Consider the following 18,232-nt stretch of genomic DNA (forward strand, 5'->3'; position numbering starts at 1 on the left):
TTCTGCTTTTAACCGTTGATGCTGTTAAAATAGTCTACCAAAACCTTCTGTTCTTCTTTTGTTTGTGGTGTATGCGCTTCTTCACTTATTAATAAATCTTTAAGTATCGAAACTGCATGAATTGTTTTATCAACCATGGTATGGTCGATATCTTCACCACTACTTAAGGCCTTGTTGTAAGCCTTTTCAATTGGTTGGGCAATAATTGGTAATGTATTATACCCCACCATTGGTGCTGTTCCTTTAATATTATGCATGGTTCTAATTACTATCTCGAGAGCCCTCTTAGAGGGCTGAACGAGGGCAACAAGCTCTTGCTCAAGAACAGCTAAATTATCAGATGTTTCTTTGATAAAAATATTCTTAACGTCCATCTTACCTTAAGACACGAGTAATTGCGCTTAACAACTTAGCTGGAACAAATGGCTTAATGATCCATCCTGTTGCACCGGCTTGTTTTGCTTCCATTTTTTTAGATGCTTGAGATTCCGTTGTTAAAAATAAAATAGGAATATGCTTATAAGCATCAATCTCTCTAATCTTGCGGATTAATCCTAAACCATCAAGATTAGGCATGTGCAAGTCAGTGATAACAATGTCAATAGTTCTGCCATCCAAAAATTGTTGAGCATCTTCTCCATCGACACCTACTAATACCTCATAACCCTCATTTTGTAGGGTAAAGTTGACTACTTCGCGGATACTTTCTGAATCATCAACGATGAGAACTGTTTTAGCCATAATATAATATTCTAGTTAATTTGATTGCTTAAGTACGTATTGAAATCCAGAGTTTTTAATCAGAGTTTGAATCTCTTCTTTTAACTCGGCATTAATTTCGGTGGACTTACCATTGGCCGATAGTGTTGCTTTAATAGCCAACAATAGCTGAATATAAGTTACATCCACACTTTCGGGGTTATCTACTTCAATTTGCAAATTCTTGTTAACGTTTATAAGCTTGTTAACGGCCTCTGTAATTTTTTCGATATGATTAATGATAAGTTGACCCGAAAATCGAAGAATCGACTTTTCGGGTAACTCGTCATAAATGACTGTATATGGTAAATTATCCATTGTAATACCTTAGAATTTCTCGTAATTATCTAAATCAAAATCCTTATCAAAATTTGAGAATGGATTTTCTGTTTGTTTTTTACGCTCAACCGGTTTACTTGCCACTTCTTTTTTGGCAGCAGCCCTTGGTGCTTCACTTTTTACTTTTTCTACTTTAGCTGGCTTTTCTTTCCCTTTTTTAAGGTCCTCTGCATCCACCTTAAAGTAGCTTATCGCATCATTTAAGTTATCAGCTAAATCAGCTAACTGGTCAGAGCTCTGTGTTAATTCATCCGAAGAAGAAGCATTTTCCTGAGTAATCATATTTAACTGTTGCATAGCTAAATTAATTTGCTCAGCACCAGTTTTTTGCTCCATACTCGCTGCAGAAATTTCCTTGATTAATTGAGTTGTTTTCTCAATATCCGGAACTAATGCTTTGGATTTTTCACCAGCTTCTGTTGATACTTTTAAACCAGTTTTTACCAAGGAAACAATTTCATCAGCAGCTGATTTACTTCGCTCAGCTAACTTCCGAACCTCGGCAGCAACAACAGAAAAACCTCGACCATGCTCACCAGCACGTGCTGCTTCAACAGCTGCATTAAGCGCTAATATATTCGTTTGAAATGCAATATCACCAATAATTGTAATCTTTTCAGATACAGTCTTCATAACATTAGCTGCTTGTGATGATAATTCATCAGCAACACCAACATCTTTAGCTGTTTCTACAGTAATCTTCTCTGTTTGAACAGAGTTATCGGTGTTTTGATCAATGTTGGCTACCATCTCTTCAATAGAAGTTGAAACCTCCTCGGCTGAAGCAGCTTGATCAGCAGAACCTTTTGACAGCTGCAATGAACTTGACTTAAGCTGCGTACTTGAAGTAACCAAATCGTTGGCATTTGACTTAATCGTATTAACCGTTGATTTTAGGTTATTGGCCATACTAACCAATGCTTTAGCTAAAGCACCAATTTCATCGTTTTGATCAACATCAACTGTAGCAGTTAAATCACCATCGCCAATTGATTGTGCAAATGTAACGCCTTTATTTAGTGGCACTACAATTGTGTTATATAAAATATAAGCAGTTCCTAATGCTCCAATTATCACCAATAAACTCATAATAATAATAACATACTGCAATACAGTAAAACTACCATTACTTTCATTTAAAGCCTCTTTAGTTGCGTCGTCATATTTAGTTGCTAACTCTTTTATCAAGTTATCAACTTCACCAGTTAAAGTAATTATTTCGCCACCATCCTGAACCTTATCCTCAGTATCAAACTTAATCATTACATCTTCATAAGCTTCGAATGAATTAAGGCTACTCATAACATATTGCTGTATCTCAAATAAAGAATCAACATCATGGAATATATGACTTAATCTATCAACATCCTCTTGATCTTTCCACTGCTTACTTAAGGCAAGTAATTCCTCCTTAATTTGCGGAAACTCCTTCGAGTGAAGTTCTTTTAGGTAAATCTTATCTGGAGTATCAGTTTGAATATCGATAAACACCCAACTCCTTATCAACATTTTTGTGTCAATCACTAAGTCACTTAATCCATTAAGTTTCTCAGACGATGGAGAGTAAATCTCAGTTAATTCGCGGTTCTTATTCTTACTACTCGTCAAGGTTGAAAAGCTCCAAACACCCTGTACAATAATAAGTAAAAGAATAATACCGAAACCGGCTAGTAATTTTTGAGCAATATTAAGTTTGATGTTTTTCATGATTACTTCTTATAAGCTAATTGCATTTGACATCCCTTCAAGCTTAGAGCTAACTTGCAAACCAAACTTAGCTGCGTTGCTTTTGTGGATCTCAAATTTAAGTTTATCATCTCTAACAACAAAGTTTATCATCGAACCTGAACCACAAGCTCCCTCTGACTCTGTTATTATCAGAGTACTACCACCGTTAACTTTATTAACAATTGTTGATGCGTGCTTACTAAAATTAACGTTAGACGACACATAAACAACCTGGCAGTCTACCACCTCTTCAGGTGATTTAAACTCCTTGATTACAACATTTTGAAAACCAAATTTTTTGCCTGCAGATAACTTTGTCATCCAATCGGCAATCTCTCTATCACGCACAACTCCAATAACAAAGTCACCTTTTTTTGCTGACTCAGTCCACCCAATATGCCTGATGAAACTTAAAGTAAATACTGACTTAAACTTTGCCACCTGCGACTGAGCCGCTAATGGTAAAAGCATCAAAGCCATAAAAAACAAAACCTTTTTCATAATAAATCTGTCCTACAATAATTCAACATCTTAATGGCATTTGGTACGCACTTAACGCTATTAAGTTTCTTTTTGCGTCATTATTTTTGATTTTTAAAGGAAAAGAAAGGTTCTTGTATTCATTATTTTTGAGGCAATTCAATTAACTTTGTCGCAACTTTTCCCCACTCTTAATCGCTTATTTTTAAGAAACACAACTGCCAAATAACATATTAAATAATGAAATACGCTTCATTAAAGGTTCCATCTGAATTATTATTTGTTGATAAAAATAAAGATTTAGCTCAAGAAATTTCTTTGTTCTTAAGCGATTTATCCATCTCAATAGATTCAATTGTTAAAGTAGAATGTTTTGTACCCTACAGTAATAATGAAGAGTACCTATCTTGTAACACCTGTTTTCAATCAAGCCTTGGCCAGGTATTCAAAACAAAAATACCAGCTAATACAATTGTAGCTCAAGAGCCTGGTAACAATGAGGAAGAGAGCATTTTGTATTTTACGATGGTCGATAGCTCATCAGTAACAATTAATTACAAAGAATTTCAGAAGCACCATTATGTAACACTTGATGCTAATGGAGAGAAAGTACTTATTTCAGGAGGCATCTTGTTTAACGACGATGATACAATGCTCAGAAATATTCAATTATCTATTGATTTTGCTGAGCAGCTACTGGATCATGAAGAAATGCATTTTGGGCATATTGCTCATCAAATAAATTACATCGAGGATTTAAGCAGCGATAAAGTTGATGTGACAACAGGATGGACTAATTCTCAAACTTTAAGTGAAGTTCGTTCTTTATATTTCGATCCCAATTTATTTAGACATGGATATCCGTTACAATCTGTTAACGAGGTTAAATTCGGAGGATACCAAATCGATTTTATAGCTGCTAATAAAGATGGCTTTCCAGTAGCTCAGTTTAACAAAGGAAATAACTCAAAAGAACTTGAAACGAACAGCTGTTATTTGCCTGGTTTAAACTTGTTACTAATTGGCCAGCTAAAGCTTAAAAGTGAATCATCCATTAACGACCAGCTAAAAGAAGCCACATCGCAAATGGAAAAAACAATAGAAGCATGCGGACTTAAAGTAGATAAGCAGATAAGAGAAGTTCGAATTAATCTGAATGACAAAGTGGAAATTAGCGCATTTGAAAAAACGTTGAGATCCATGCTTAAGTCTGATTCTACAGTCATATTTAAAGACAGTAATTACCTATTCAACATGGACATAAAAGTCGCTGTCGACTAATAGAACTACAATTGCTGATAACACCCTTTTTCCCTAGTTTTGCACATTAATAAAAGGAGAAGAATAACCGATGTGGATTAATATAGCACGCTTTATATTACGTAACCGAATTGCCATTTTAGTTGCTTTATTTTTAGTAACTGCTTTCATGGGCATCATGTCAAGGCGCATAGAAATGTCTTACCAGTATGCTCCATTACTTCCTGAGGACGATCCAACATATGTGGAATACCAAGAATTTCTGAGCATCTATGGCAACGAAGGAAACATGGTTATTGTTGGGGTTCAAAACGAGGATTTTTTCGAACTGAATGACTTTAATGCCTGGCAAGAGTTTTCTGAATCGCTGCTGGAAATAAAAGGTGTTACTTCGGTTTTTTCTGTAGGGCAATCCTATAACCTCAAGAAAAACACGAAAGAAAAACATTTTGAGATCAGTCCAATATTTCCAAATAAAGTAAACTACCAAACCGAACTTGATTCGCTTAAGAATGTGTTTTATAGTTTACCTTTTTACAAGGAATTGTTATATAATGATAATCAAGATGCTTTTCTATTAGCTATCTCCTTAGATGACGATATTTTACACAGTAAAAAACGCGTTAAGCTTGTTAGTGAAATTCAAGAAGTAGGCCAACAATTTGTTGAAAAACACAAGCGCGAACTACACTTCTCGGGACTACCATATATACGCGTAGTAACTGCCGAAATGATTAAGCGTGAGTTAAATATGTTTATTTTCCTTGCCTTAGGCATTACAGCACTAATTATCTTCCTGTTTTTCCGTTCATTTAAGGTGGTTATGTTCTCCATGCTGGTGGTTGGTATCGCTGTTATCTGGGCACTAGGTATTCAGGCCATGTTTGGTTATAAAATAACCATCTTAACAGGAATGATACCACCCCTCATTATTGTGATTGGCATCCCTAACTCCGTGTTTCTACTCAACAAATACCATCAGGAATATCGAAAACATCAAAACAAAATAAAAGCCCTACAACGCGTTATTCGCAAAATTGGAAATGCTACTTTTTTAACAAACTTAACAACTGCATCGGGCTTTGCCACCTTTATATTTACCAGTAGTAAAATTTTGGTTGAGTTTGGTGTTATTGCTGCTATCAATATCATGGTGGTATTTATCTTATCAATTCTATTAATTCCTATCATCTTTAGCTTTTTAGATGGTCCAAAAGAACGTCATCTTAATCACCTCGATAATAAGCTAATTGGCAATGCAGTAAACGGCTTGGTTAAAATATCGCTTAACCATCGTACCAAAGTTTATTGGGTGGCCGGCACCATGTTAGTATTGGGTATTATTGGCATAGCCAATATTAAAACCACAGGCTACATGCTGGATGATATTCCGCATCATGATCCTTTATATGTCGATCTTAAGTTTTTTGAAGAGAACTTTAATGGATTAATGCCATTGGAACTAATGATTGACACTAAGAAGCCCAATGGAGCCATAAGTGGTAGCAACCTAAAACGAATGGATAAGCTTCAGGAAGAGTTAAAGGAATTTGATGCGATCTCACACCCACTATCGATGGTTGAAGTGGTAAAATTTGCTCGTCAGGCCTTTTATAATGGAAAAGAAAGCCATTACAAAGTACCGAGTATGCAAGAGCGTAATTTCATCCTTTCGTATGTAAACCGAAGCAATGCGGAGGGTGCTGCTGATAATGGTTTAATTACCACTTTTATCGATTCTACCAAGCAGCGTGCTCGCTTAAGCTTTAGAATGAAAGATGTTGGCACAACAGAAATGGCTATACTGGATGAAAAAATTAGAGAAACCATTACCAAAGTTTTTCCAAGTGAAAAATACTACACCTCATTAACAGGGGCCAGTGTTGTATTTTTTAAAGGAACTGATTATTTGGTGCGTAACCTCTTCACGAGTTTATTATTAGCTGTTATACTAATTGCATCATTTATGGCGTGGATGTTTTCATCTAAGCGTATGGTATTGGTGTCGCTAATTCCAAATATATTCCCACTTATTATGACAGCTGCCCTCATGGGCTTTTTCAACATTCCAATTAAGCCTTCAACCATTCTTGTTTTTAGTATTGCCTTTGGTATAAGTGTTGATGACACCATTCACTATTTGGCCAAATACCGACAAGAATTATCTGAGACCAATTGGAGTATACGCGCCGCTGTTGTTTTGGCATTGAAAGAAACTGGCGTAAGTATGATTTACACATCCATTATTCTATTCTTTGGCTTTGGCATTTTTAGTGTTTCTCAATTTGGCGGTACCGTTGCACTGGGTATTTTAGTTGCCATTACACTGTTAATTGCACTTTGCTCAAACCTTATTTTACTACCATCATTACTTTTAACACTCGAAAAATCGATTACCAATCAATCGTTTAAAGAGCCTTTGTTACATATTTACGATGAGGATGAGGACATTGAATTGGAAGAATTAAAAATAGAGAATAAAAAGCAGCTAAAATCAGAATAACACACAGATCCTATGTATAAGATATCAGACCTTCAGAAAATTGTTGAACAAGAACTAAGCAATCAGCAGTTTGTAACTGAGCCAGTAGGCTTATACGAGCCCATTGAATATGTAATGGCAATGGGTGGTAAACGCATACGCCCAACTCTATGCTTGGCAGGCTGCTATTTATTTTCCGATGATATTAGCAAAGCTGTTAAACCCAGCTTATCCTTAGAGATATTCCATAATTTCACTTTGTTACACGATGACATAATGGATAATGCCGATGTTCGTCGTAACCAACCAACGGTTCATAAAAAGTGGGACGAAAATACTGGTATCCTATCAGGCGATGCCATGCTGATAAAAGCATACCAATACGCAACTGAAATTGATGGTGCTTACCTAAAAAAGGTATTGGATATTTTTAGCCAAACGGCCATTGAAGTATGCGAGGGTCAGCAGTACGATATGGAGTTTGAAAATCGCGACGATGTAAAGGTAGATGACTACCTTAAAATGATTCGCTTAAAAACAGCTGTGCTGCTCGCTGCCAGTCTTAAAACAGGCGCTATACTTGGTGGAGCTAATGATAAAAATGCCGAATTATTATACCAATTTGGCGAAAATATTGGCCTTGCTTTTCAGTTGCAAGATGACTTTTTAGACGTTTACGGTAACATTGAAACGTTTGGAAAAGCAATTGGTGGCGATATTGTGGCCAACAAGAAAACATTTTTACTACTTAATGCGTTACAATTGGCGTCGGGTTCATTACAAAACGACTTGTCAACTTGGATTAATGCTGTAGATTTTAATAATGACGAAAAAATAGAAGCCGTTCGTAATATTTATAACTCACTTAAAGTAGATGAGTTAGCCAGAAATAAGATGAACTACTATTTTGATAAAGCCATTGCAGCTCTTAATGAAGTTGAAGGACGGGACAGTATGAAAGAAGAACTTCGTCAGTTTGCTGTTAAGCTGATTGAGCGTTCCCGATAAGGAACATTAACAACGCGAGAATAATACGCAGAATATGGAAAAATTGGTTGGTACCATCATTCAAATTGTTGGTCCTGTAGTAGATGTTAGCTTTGATTTAAACGATCAGGAGTTACCAAGTATCTTAGACGCTTTAGAAATTAAGCGCGAAGGTCATCCTTCAATCATCATTGAGTGCCAACAGCATATTGGCGAAAATACAATCCGATGCATCGCTATGGATTCAACCGACGGCTTGCACCGAGGTATTGAGGTTACTCACTTGGGTAGCCCTATTACCATGCCTGCTGGTGAAAATGTAAAAGGTCGCCTGTTAAATGTTGTTGGAAATGCCATTGATGGTATTGGCAACGTAAGCAAAGATGGCGGAAGTCCAATTCACAGAGATCCTCCTGCTTTCGAAGATTTATCAACACAAGCTGAGATACTTTTTACAGGTATTAAGGTGGTTGACTTGATTGAACCCTACGCCAAGGGTGGTAAAATTGGTTTATTTGGTGGTGCCGGAGTAGGTAAAACCGTATTAATCCAAGAGCTAATTAATAACATTGCCAAAGGCCACGATGGACTATCGGTATTTGCTGGTGTAGGTGAGCGTACCCGTGAGGGGAACGATCTACTGCGCGAGATGATTGAATCGGGCATTGTAAATTATGGCGATGAGTTTAAAGAAGATATGGAGAAAGGTGGTTGGGACCTTTCTAAAGTAGATCAAAAAGCGCTTGATACATCGCAGGTGACCATGGTATTTGGTCAGATGAATGAGCCTCCAGGAGCACGTGCTCGTGTGGCCTTATCAGGCTTAACCATTGCCGAAAGTTTCCGCGATGGCGATGGCACAGGAACAGGTAAAGATGTACTGCTTTTTGTCGATAATATTTTCCGATTTACTCAAGCTGGTTCAGAGGTGTCAGCCCTATTGGGTCGTATGCCTTCAGCAGTAGGTTATCAACCGACACTATCGTCGGAAATGGGTGCATTACAAGAGCGTATTGCCTCAACCAAACATGGATCAATTACTTCGGTACAGGCTGTGTATGTGCCTGCGGATGATTTAACTGACCCTGCACCTGCCACAACATTTGCCCACTTGGATGCCAAAACAGTATTGAGTCGTAAAATTGCTGAGCTAGGAATTTATCCGGCGGTAGATCCTTTGGATTCAACTTCACGTATGTTAACACCTGATATTGTAGGTGATGACCATTACAATACAGCACAAGCGGTAATTGAAATACTTCAGCGTTACAAAGAACTTCAAGATATTATTGCGATTCTTGGTATGGAAGAATTATCAGAAGATGATAAGTTAGTGGTGCATAGAGCTCGTCGCGTTCAGCGCTTCTTGTCGCAGCCATTCCATGTTGCAGAACAATTTACAGGTCTTAAAGGTGTGTTTGTTTCTATTGAAGATACCATCAAAGGTTTTAAAATGATCCTAAACGGCGAGGTAGATGAATACCCTGAAGCAGCATTTAACCTGGTTGGTACCATTGAAGAAGCAATTGCCAAAGGAAAAGATTTACTAGAACAAGCCAAATAGCCTTATGGAAGATCTGTATTGCGAAATAGTAACACCAGTAAAGGTCATTTACGATGCTCCTGTTGGTTTGGTAACAGTACCTGGCGATAAGGGACAATTTACGCTATTAAAAAATCACGCCCCTATTATTTCGGTTCTTAAAGAAGGCAAAATACGCGTGATTGGTAAAACAGGGCACGAAGAGTTTTTCGATTGTAAAAGTGGTGTTTTAGAATGTGAGAATAACAAAGTAACCATATTAATTCATAAGAGTTAGAGCTTACTTCAGAATATTAGCAGATTGAAATCCCGGCATTACGTCGGGATTTTTTTTATACTTTTGCACCAAAATAAGGTAAACAGTGGCACTTGCCTTGATACAAGAAATATGAAGATCCTAATTATACGTTTAAGCTCCATTGGAGATATTATCCAATGCATGTCGGTTGTTACTGGTTTAAAAAACAAATTTCCTGATGCAGAAATACATTGGGTTGTAAGGGCCGATATGGAATCGCTAGTAAAGATTGATCCTCGTATTAACACCATTTGGTCCTTCGACCGTAAAGAAGGCTTCGCAGGCGTTTTTAAGCTCGGTTCTAAGCTTAAAAAACAAAAGTTTGACTTGATATACGATGCGCATAGTAATATTCGTTCCAACATACTTAAATTGCTTTTATGCCCCTTTGGCTTATGCAATGTAATTGGAAAAACAAAACTGATTACGCGTCACAAAGATCGCTTAAAGCGTTTGTTGCTTTTCAAATTTGGCATTAACCTGCTACCTAAACCATTTAAAGCATTGGATTCATTTCGTCATCCGCTTAAAAAATGGGCAGTAACGGAATTTAATACGCCATTTGAAGATTGGAATTTTCCAAAAGAAACAGAGGACAAAATTGCCGATTTGGTTTTAAATCAAATTCCAGAAGGTCAAAAATGGATAAGCCTAGTACCATCTGCTGCATGGGAATTAAAGCGCTGGCCAGTTAACTATTGGCAACAGTTAGTCACTATTCGTAAGAATCTACATTTTGTAGTATTGGGTGGACCCGGTGATGCGTTTTGTGAAGACATTAAAAATGCAGCTCCCGATCGCGTTATTAACCTGGCAGGTAAAACTTCCTTAATGGAAAGCTTTTGCACCGTTTGGCATTCGCCTTACGTAATAAGTGGTGACACGGGCTTTTTACATGCAGCTGATCTCTTTCAAAAACCCGGACAAGCCATTATAGGACCAACAGCATTTGGTTATCCTTCCAACCCCAAAATGAAAATTATGGAAGTTGATCTTCCTTGTCGTCCTTGCACAAAAGACGGTAGTACCAAATGTAAAATTAAAGAGGAGAGAAAGTGCATTATGGACATTTCTCCCCGTATGGTAGCTAAAACAATTGATGTTTAGTTATTTCATCTGTGTTTGCAGGTAGGCAGCAACTTCGGTATGCCCTTTTGATTTAGCAAAATCTAAAGACGATTCACCATCGGTATCGAGCATTGACAAATCGGCGCCGTTTGCAATCAGTAGCTTTACTACTTCTAGTTGTCCTTCGCCAGCAGCAAACATCACAGGCGTCCAGTTTTCGTGATTATCAAAAGCATTGACCTCAGCACCCGATTGGATAAGTAACTCAACAGCTTGAACAAACGGACCAGTAGAGGCAAACATTAAGGCTGTGCGATTAAGGTTTTCCTTGGCATCAATTTGAGCCCCCTTATCAAGTAATAATTTAATTATATGATGATGACCATTATAAGCAGCCAACATTAAAGCAGTATAGTTATTTTGATCTCTAACCTCAATATCCACCCCTTGCTTAATAGCTTCTTCAACAGGTCCAATATTACCATCTAAAGCCGATTGAAAATACAATTCTAAATCAATAGTTGGTGCTTCTACTTCAGCACTTGATTCTATGCCGATAGTTTCCTTATACTCTGTATTTTTTTTTGTTGATGACTGACAAGATGCCATTGATACACTTATCAACACTAATCCAATTTTATAAATTGCTCTCATACCTTAGTTGTAAATTTAAAACGAAAGTAAAGTTTTTGATTTAGTATCAATTCATAATTGAAGTAAAAAGAAATATAAAACAACAATAAAGACAAGCTGTGATTTCACATAGCTATTACATTTTAGTTTGTTTTTGCTTAAATTGGGTAATTAACCATCATAAACCTATTAATTATGAAGTATTTCGGAGTTGCTATCGTATTTATACTTTTAAGCTTTTCGAGTAATGCGCAAATTGCCTACCAGCGTGTTAGCAATAAAAACTTTTCAATTGGATCATACGGTCGTGCCGGTGTTGATTGGTCAGCTACAGAAAGTGGATCTATAGGACGGCGCCTTAATTTAAATGGTATGGGTTCCATTGGAGGTAGAATGGAAGAGCAGGATTACATGGAGATTGCACCAGCCTTTCACTTTCAACCAGCCGGTGACGATGACCCAACCAAAATAAATGTACAAATGCGCATATCTGCCTTTTCGCGCGACTTAACGCATGTGGCCTACACGTCAACTGGTGCTTCAACTGGTTTAACCATTGTGATGCCCGAATTATATGCCGAAGCCGAAAATATTGGCGGTTCGGGTTGGACCGTTTGGGTAGGAGCACGCTTATACCGAGGCGGAGATATACATATTGCCGATCACTTTTATTTTAACGATCACTCAGGTCAAGGCTTTGGTGCAGAATATAAAAACATGCGCTTTGGCGGCTTGTTTATTGCTTCTTCAGATACCACCACCACCTACCCACCCTATTTCTACATTAACATTGCAACCGGTACACCATCGGCTGAGCTACGTCAGCGCATGAAAGGCTTTTTTGAGTATGATTTTCATCTTAATGAAAACAATACCTTAACAGCATTAGCTGAATTCCACTACATGAGTAAAGGACAAGATTCAGAAGAGTTATTACCTGAAGAATATGATTTCCCAAGTGACTGGGGCTATGTCATAGGCGGGCGTTTAAAATCAAATATAAACTGGTTTGATGGTGTTACAAATGAGTTTGCAGCACGATTAGGAAAAGGTATTGCCAATGGAGGTGATGGTGGTTTATCATCCACTCATTTAACCTTTGGGGCCCCCAATTTAGACGAACTAAATTTCCAAAAAGCCTACTCGGTTTCTATTGTTAACAGTGCTTTTATTCAGCATAACGAAAATAACAGCACAAGTGCCTATCTCATTTATACAAACAGTAAAGGAGCAGGTGCTACCAATGGTCTGGAAGAAAGTTATTTTGGCGATCTTGTTTATAATAAAAAGGAAGATTTCACACTTGGTATGCGTAACTCACGATGCTTTGGCAAATACTTTAAATTATTGACCGATATCCATTATTCGCAACGCAAGGATGGTGATAATCCATGGGCTAACGTTACTAAAATGAGCTTTGCACCCACCTTAACACCTACAGGTGATAAAAGCTTTTGGGCGCGCCCAGAAATACGTTTTGTAGCCTCTTTCGCGTATTACAATCAATATGCTTCTGATGAATTATATTCTCCTTACCTACAAGTAGTAGGAGACCGTCGTTTTGGTAATTATTTTGGTATTAAAATGGAGTGGTGGGTGTGGAATTAAACCCCAACTAAAAATTATAAAGGGCAGTATCAAAATTGGATGACTGCCCTTTTGAATGCTTTAATAAATTGCCTCAGCCACTTTGCGTGTGCTATTGGTTGCCATCATGGTATAAAAGTGGAGAATGGGCACATTGTGCTGTATCAACTCTTTGGCTTGATGAATACACCACTCTACGCCTACCTGTTTCACTTCATCATTGTTCTTACACTTGCGTATTTCTTTTGCAAAATCTTCTGGAATATCCACATGAAAGATTTTTGGTAACACAGTCAATTGATTCATTAAAGTAATTGGCTTTAAACCTGGAACTATAGGTATAGTTATACCCATGGCACGAGCCCTTTTTACAAAATCGAAATACTTGGCATTATCAAAAAACATCTGGGTTACAATGTACTCAGCTCCTGCATCCACCTTTTGCTTCAGCCAGAATAAATCCGAATCCATATTGGGTGCTTCCTCATGCTTTTCGGGGTATCCGGCCACGCCGTAACTAAAAGGTGTATCAAAAGCATCAAGCAAAGTACCGTCTAAAAACTGCCCCGTATTGAGCTCATTTACCTGATTAACTAAATCAATGGCATAAGCATTACCTTCCTGACCAGCCGATGCGAAACGCTCCTTGCTAGAGTTATCGCCACGTAAAACCAAAATATCGTGTATCCCCAAAAAATTTAGATCGATGAGCGCATACTCGGTTTCGCTTTTTGTAAAGCCACTACAGATAATATGCGGCACCACTTTTATGCCATAACTATGCTGTATGGAAGCTGCCACAGCAACTGTTCCAGGACGTTTGCGCGTTACTTTACGTTCGTATAAACCATTGGCCGTATCCTTGTACTGCATTTCATCGCGATGCGAAGTAATATTAATATACAAAGGATTAAATTCCTTTAACTGCTCAATGGTTTTAAACACCTTATCGATGCTGTTACCTTTTAAAGGAGGCAATAACTCAAATGAAAAACCAGTTTGTTTTGATGATTTAATTAATTCGGCAACGGTCATGTTTAATATCTTAAGGGTTACTTATTTGCTTACTTGAACATACAACACGACCCAACTGGGTTATACACTCTAACCCAATTGGGACAATTGATATGTGCAGCATACCCCCTATTGTGAGATTAAGAGGGATTATGCTATTTATCTTACTTATAATCTAGATTTAAAGGAATCCATTTTTCAATATCTTCAGCATTGGTATTTTTACGATTGGCAACATCATCCACCTGATCTTTACCAATTTTACCAAGACCGAAATAAATGGCTTCAGGATGTGCCAGGTAAATACCACTTACTGCAGCATTAGGATACATGCTATAATGTTCTGTAAGTGTGATACCAGCATTTTCTTCCGCATCCAGTAGATCAAAAAGCGTACGCTTCTCACTGTGGTCGGGGCAAGCGGGATAACCCAAAGCTGGACGTATTCCACGGTAACGCTCACGAATTAAATTCTCATGATCAATCACTTCATCTGGTGCATAACCCCAAAACTCGGTACGCACCCTGTAATGTAGTAACTCTGCAAAAGCCTCAGCCAAACGGTCGGCCAATGACTTTAACAAGATGCTGCTATAATCATCGTGGTCGGCCTCATATTGTTCAATCCATTTTTCAATACCAATACCAGCTGTAACAGCAAAACCACCCACATGGTCAAAACGCCCACTCTCTTTTGGCGCCACATAATCACTTAAGCAATGGAATACCTCTTTGCCAGGCTTATTTTGCTGTTCGCGCAAATGGTGGAAAGTCTTTAATACTTCCTGACGAGATTCATCGGTATATAGTTCAATATCGTCGCCTACACTGTGCGCTGGAAATATACCAAACACCGCATTGGCTTGTAACATGTGATCTTTCTCAATACGATCAAGCATGGCCATGGCGTCTTTATGCAGTTTTAATGCTTCTTTGGCTTTTGCCTTAGCATCGTCGGTACGATAGCGCTCCAACCACTTGGCTTCAGAAGCGGCATCGGTAACGGCATCCATATCGGCATAATTACCTGTTAGGCGCCATGCCTGGTAGAAGAATGTCCAATCGATAAACTTACGTATCTCGCTAATTGGGTAATCCTCCAAGGTTCGCACTCCAACTTCGGCAGGTAATGGTAGTATGGTATTTTTCCAATCAATTTTAGCCTTCTTCTTGCGAGCTTCTTCAATTGGTAATAGGGCTATATTCTTTTTATTGGCGTTTCGCTCGCGCAAGCCTTCGTACTCTTTACGCACATCAATTACAAAGTTCTCTTTATCCTTTTTTGATAAAAGAGCACTTACCACCTGTACACTTTTTGAAGCATCTTTAACGTGCACCACAGGCTCACTATAGTTCGGTTCTATTTTAACCGCTGTATGTATTTTTGAAGTAGTAGCACCACCAATCATTAATGGCAACTTCATATTCCGTTTCTCCATCTCGCGCGCCACACTTACCATTTCTTCCAAAGATGGTGTGATCAAACCGCTCAGCCCAATGATATCCACATCGTGCTCAACAGCTGCTGCCAATATTTTTTCAGTTGGCACCATCACGCCCAGATCAATCACTTCGTAATTATTACAAGCCAGAATAACGCCTACAATATTTTTACCAATATCGTGAACATCGCCTTTAACCGTGGCCATTAGTATTTTACCAGCTGATGAACCGCCTGATCCCGTAGCAGCTTTTTCATCTTCAATAAATGGTTGAAGAATAGCCACTGCTTTTTTCATTACACGCGCTGTTTTCACAACCTGTGGTAAAAACATTTTACCCGAGCCAAACAAATCACCTACCACATTCATGCCGTCCATCAATGGGCCTTCGATAATTTCTAAGGAATAAGCGTACTTTTCGCGTGCCTCTGCCAGGTCAACATCCAAAAAGTCAGGAATACCCTTTACCAGACTATGCGATAAACGTTCTTCCAAATTGCCCTCGCGCCATGCTAAACGGTTGTCTTCTTTTCCTTCTACCTTCTGATCTTTGAGTTTTTCGGCGAATTCAATCATGCGCTCTGTTGCATCATCTCGGCGATTCAATATCACATCTTCAACATGCTCCAATAAGTCGGCAGGTATATCATCATAAATCTGTAACATACCCGGGTTAACAATACCCATGTCCATGCCAGCTTTAATGGCATGAAACAAAAATGCCGAGTGAATAGCTTCGCGCACCACATTGTTTCCTCGGAACGAGAATGACAGATTACTAACCCCACCACTAACCTTGGCATATGGAAGGTTCTCCTTAATCCATCGTGTAGAATTGATAAAATCAACACCGTAGTTATTATGCTCCTCAATACCTGTGGCAATGGCTAATATGTTAGGATCAAAAATGATGTCCTCTGGTGGGAAAGCAATTTTCTTCGTCAATAAATCATAGGCACGCTGGCATATTTCTTTGCGTCGCTCAAAAGTATCCGCCTGACCCGTTTCGTCAAAAGCCATAACCACTACAGCGGCACCATATTGCTTAATTTTTGATGCTTGCTCTAAAAACGGCGCTTCACCCTCTTTCAAGCTAATAGAATTAACCACAGCCTTACCCTGCAAACACTTTAATCCTGCTTCCAGCACTTCCCATTTAGAGCTATCCACCATCACTGGTAACTTGGCGATATCAGGCTCCGAACCCATCAAGTTCAAGAAAGTAACCATCTCCTTTTTAGCATCTAACATGGCATCGTCCATGTTCACATCAATTATTTGTGCACCACCTTCAACCTGATCGCGTGCAATGGTCAAGGCTTCTTCGTATTTTTCTTCACGTATTAGGCGGGCAAACTTACGCGAGCCAGCAACGTTGGTGCGCTCACCAACATTAATGAAGTTAAATTCCTTTGAAAAAGTTAGGCCTTCCAATCCGCTCAATCGCGTGGTGTGATCATTTTCTGCAGCTTTGTGAACCTGAGCCTCATCAATCATACGTGCAAACTCACGAATATGATCGGGTGTAGTACCACAACAACCTCCTAGTATATTAACCAGGCCATTATCCAGGTACTCTTTAACCTGAGGTGCCATTTGAACCGGCGTTTCATCATACTCACCAAACTGGTTAGGCAAACCAGCATTTGGATAAGCACTAATTTTGAATGGTGCTCTTTTTCCTAGTTCTTCGATGTAAGGACGTAAGTCACTGGCTCCAAACGAACAGTTAAGTCCCACAGAAAGAAGGTCAACATGCGAAACAGAATTTAAAAAGGCTTCCATGGTTTGACCCGATAGTGTTCGACCGCTGGCATCGGCCACCGTTGCAGAAACCATAACAGGCATTTTATCAATGCCTTTTTGCTCCAGCACTTCGTCAATTGCAAATAAAGCAGCCTTGGCATTCAGTGTATCAAAAATGGTTTCAACTAAAAATAAGTCAATCCCACCTTCAATTAAACCTTCTACCTGTTCCTTATATGAATCTTTTAAATCGTCGAAAGTAACAGCTCTAAAACCCGGATTATTCACATCAGGCGATAAGGATGCTGTTTTATTGGTAGGACCAATAGCCCCTGCAACAAAACGTGGTTTATCTGGTGTTGATAATTCTTCGGCCGCTTCACGTGCTATTTTAGCCGACTGAATATTTAATTCTTTTACCGCCGCTTCCATGTCGTAATCAGCTTGGGATATGGAGGTAGCATTAAATGTGTTGGTTTCAATAATATCAGAACCAGCCTCAAGGTATTGTATATGGATACCTTTAATAATTTCAGGCTGGGTAATGGATAGCAAATCGTTATTACCCTTCAATGGTGACTGGTGGTTCTTAAATCGCTCAGCACGAAAATCATCCTCTTCCAATTGATGATTTTGAATAAGACTACCCATGGCGCCATCGAGCAACAATACTCGTTCCTTAATGACTTTATACAACAATTCCGTTTGTGTCATATTGCGTTATTCTGTTGAAAATTGTGGTTACTGTATTTATGGTTTCGGTACTTCTTACTTCAACTCCACGGAGCAGTAAAAAGGTGGTGTTACCTATGCTAACAATCATTGTTTATAAAGGTTAGCTCCTTAACACACAAAATTACGATATT

The 18,232-nt window shown here is 38.5% G+C and carries 15 protein-coding genes; 7 read left to right on the forward strand and 8 right to left on the reverse strand.

The features are described 5' to 3' along the window. Window positions 1-8 precede the first annotated feature (8 nt). The 5 genes from FNN09_RS05110 to FNN09_RS05130 are packed head-to-tail and all read right to left on the reverse strand — an operon-like array spanning window position 9 to window position 3,327. Window positions 9-374: an Hpt domain-containing protein gene (locus tag FNN09_RS05110; RefSeq protein ID WP_143300413.1), complete on the reverse strand. Its 366-nt coding sequence runs from the start codon at window positions 372-374 to the stop codon at window positions 9-11. A gap of 1 nt (window position 375) precedes the next feature. Beyond that, window positions 376-741 (reverse strand): response regulator, encoded by a 366-nt coding sequence (locus tag FNN09_RS05115; RefSeq protein ID WP_143300414.1) that lies wholly within the window; start codon window positions 739-741, stop codon window positions 376-378. 15 nt (window positions 742-756) lie between these two features. Then, window positions 757-1,077: a hypothetical protein gene (locus tag FNN09_RS05120; RefSeq protein ID WP_143300415.1), complete on the reverse strand. Its 321-nt coding sequence runs from the start codon at window positions 1,075-1,077 to the stop codon at window positions 757-759. 9 nt (window positions 1,078-1,086) lie between these two features. Further along, the gene (locus FNN09_RS05125; protein WP_143300416.1) at window positions 1,087-2,805 is read right to left on the reverse strand and encodes a methyl-accepting chemotaxis protein; all 1,719 of its coding nucleotides are present in this window, start codon (window positions 2,803-2,805) and stop codon (window positions 1,087-1,089) included. 9 nt (window positions 2,806-2,814) lie between these two features. Continuing rightward, the gene (locus FNN09_RS05130) at window positions 2,815-3,327 is read right to left on the reverse strand and encodes a YfiR family protein (protein ID WP_143300417.1); all 513 of its coding nucleotides are present in this window, start codon (window positions 3,325-3,327) and stop codon (window positions 2,815-2,817) included. 219 nt (window positions 3,328-3,546) lie between these two features. Here FNN09_RS05130 and FNN09_RS05135 point away from each other — a divergent pair, with 219 nt between their 5' ends. The 6 genes from FNN09_RS05135 to FNN09_RS05160 all read left to right on the forward strand — a co-directional run bounded on the left by FNN09_RS05135 (window position 3,547) and on the right by FNN09_RS05160 (window position 10,983). Beyond that, entirely contained in the window at window positions 3,547-4,587 is a 1,041-nt protein-coding gene (locus FNN09_RS05135) for a hypothetical protein (RefSeq protein ID WP_143300418.1), read from the forward strand. A gap of 70 nt (window positions 4,588-4,657) precedes the next feature. Continuing rightward, entirely contained in the window at window positions 4,658-7,069 is a 2,412-nt protein-coding gene (locus tag FNN09_RS05140) for an RND family transporter (protein WP_143300419.1), read from the forward strand. A 12-nt stretch (window positions 7,070-7,081) separates the two neighbouring features. Next, entirely contained in the window at window positions 7,082-8,056 is a 975-nt protein-coding gene (locus FNN09_RS05145) for a polyprenyl synthetase family protein (protein WP_143300420.1), read from the forward strand. Between the two features lie 34 nt (window positions 8,057-8,090). Continuing rightward, complete coding sequence (atpD, locus tag FNN09_RS05150; RefSeq protein WP_143300421.1) at window positions 8,091-9,599, forward strand: F0F1 ATP synthase subunit beta; 1,509 nt, start codon at window positions 8,091-8,093, stop codon at window positions 9,597-9,599. A 4-nt stretch (window positions 9,600-9,603) separates the two neighbouring features. Further along, window positions 9,604-9,855, forward strand: a complete 252-nt coding sequence (atpC, locus tag FNN09_RS05155; RefSeq protein WP_143300422.1) for an ATP synthase F1 subunit epsilon — start codon at window positions 9,604-9,606, stop codon at window positions 9,853-9,855. A gap of 111 nt (window positions 9,856-9,966) precedes the next feature. Further along, window positions 9,967-10,983, forward strand: a complete 1,017-nt coding sequence (locus FNN09_RS05160; protein ID WP_143300423.1) for a glycosyltransferase family 9 protein — start codon at window positions 9,967-9,969, stop codon at window positions 10,981-10,983. Here the strand turns inward: FNN09_RS05160 and FNN09_RS05165 are convergent, their stop codons facing one another. Then, a complete protein-coding gene (locus FNN09_RS05165) occupies window positions 10,984-11,598 on the reverse strand; it encodes an ankyrin repeat domain-containing protein (protein WP_143300424.1) in 615 nt (204 codons plus the stop codon). Between the two features lie 174 nt (window positions 11,599-11,772). Between FNN09_RS05165 and FNN09_RS05170 the strand changes: the two genes are divergently transcribed. After that, window positions 11,773-13,185: a carbohydrate porin gene (locus FNN09_RS05170; protein ID WP_143300425.1), complete on the forward strand. Its 1,413-nt coding sequence runs from the start codon at window positions 11,773-11,775 to the stop codon at window positions 13,183-13,185. 60 nt (window positions 13,186-13,245) lie between these two features. Here FNN09_RS05170 and metF read toward each other — a convergent pair whose 3' ends face one another. Together metF and metH are read right to left on the reverse strand one after the other, a co-directional pair. Next, the gene (gene metF / locus FNN09_RS05175; protein WP_143300426.1) at window positions 13,246-14,199 is read right to left on the reverse strand and encodes a methylenetetrahydrofolate reductase [NAD(P)H]; all 954 of its coding nucleotides are present in this window, start codon (window positions 14,197-14,199) and stop codon (window positions 13,246-13,248) included. A gap of 143 nt (window positions 14,200-14,342) precedes the next feature. Continuing rightward, window positions 14,343-18,080 carry a methionine synthase gene (gene metH / locus FNN09_RS05180; RefSeq protein ID WP_143300427.1) on the reverse strand — a complete coding sequence of 1,246 codons (3,738 nt, stop codon included), beginning with the start codon at window positions 18,078-18,080 and terminating at the stop codon, window positions 14,343-14,345. Between the last annotated feature and the right edge of the window lie 152 nt (window positions 18,081-18,232).

The organism is Carboxylicivirga sp. M1479 (assembly GCF_007097485.1).
GTDB lineage: Bacteria > Bacteroidota > Bacteroidia > Bacteroidales > Marinilabiliaceae > Carboxylicivirga.

Coding starts and splice junctions, on each gene's coding strand:
- FNN09_RS05110 (WP_143300413.1), bottom strand. CDS start 374: ATGGACGTTAAGAATATTTTTATCAAAGAAACATCTGATAATTTAGCT.
- FNN09_RS05115 (WP_143300414.1), bottom strand. CDS start 741: ATGGCTAAAACAGTTCTCATCGTTGATGATTCAGAAAGTATCCGCGAA.
- FNN09_RS05120 (WP_143300415.1), bottom strand. CDS start 1,077: ATGGATAATTTACCATATACAGTCATTTATGACGAGTTACCCGAAAAG.
- FNN09_RS05125 (WP_143300416.1), bottom strand. CDS start 2,805: ATGAAAAACATCAAACTTAATATTGCTCAAAAATTACTAGCCGGTTTC.
- FNN09_RS05130 (WP_143300417.1), bottom strand. CDS start 3,327: ATGAAAAAGGTTTTGTTTTTTATGGCTTTGATGCTTTTACCATTAGCG.
- FNN09_RS05135 (WP_143300418.1), top strand. CDS start 3,547: ATGAAATACGCTTCATTAAAGGTTCCATCTGAATTATTATTTGTTGAT.
- FNN09_RS05140 (WP_143300419.1), top strand. CDS start 4,658: ATGTGGATTAATATAGCACGCTTTATATTACGTAACCGAATTGCCATT.
- FNN09_RS05145 (WP_143300420.1), top strand. CDS start 7,082: ATGTATAAGATATCAGACCTTCAGAAAATTGTTGAACAAGAACTAAGC.
- atpD (WP_143300421.1), top strand. CDS start 8,091: ATGGAAAAATTGGTTGGTACCATCATTCAAATTGTTGGTCCTGTAGTA.
- atpC (WP_143300422.1), top strand. CDS start 9,604: ATGGAAGATCTGTATTGCGAAATAGTAACACCAGTAAAGGTCATTTAC.
- FNN09_RS05160 (WP_143300423.1), top strand. CDS start 9,967: ATGAAGATCCTAATTATACGTTTAAGCTCCATTGGAGATATTATCCAA.
- FNN09_RS05165 (WP_143300424.1), bottom strand. CDS start 11,598: ATGAGAGCAATTTATAAAATTGGATTAGTGTTGATAAGTGTATCAATG.
- FNN09_RS05170 (WP_143300425.1), top strand. CDS start 11,773: ATGAAGTATTTCGGAGTTGCTATCGTATTTATACTTTTAAGCTTTTCG.
- metF (WP_143300426.1), bottom strand. CDS start 14,199: ATGACCGTTGCCGAATTAATTAAATCATCAAAACAAACTGGTTTTTCA.
- metH (WP_143300427.1), bottom strand. CDS start 18,080: ATGACACAAACGGAATTGTTGTATAAAGTCATTAAGGAACGAGTATTG.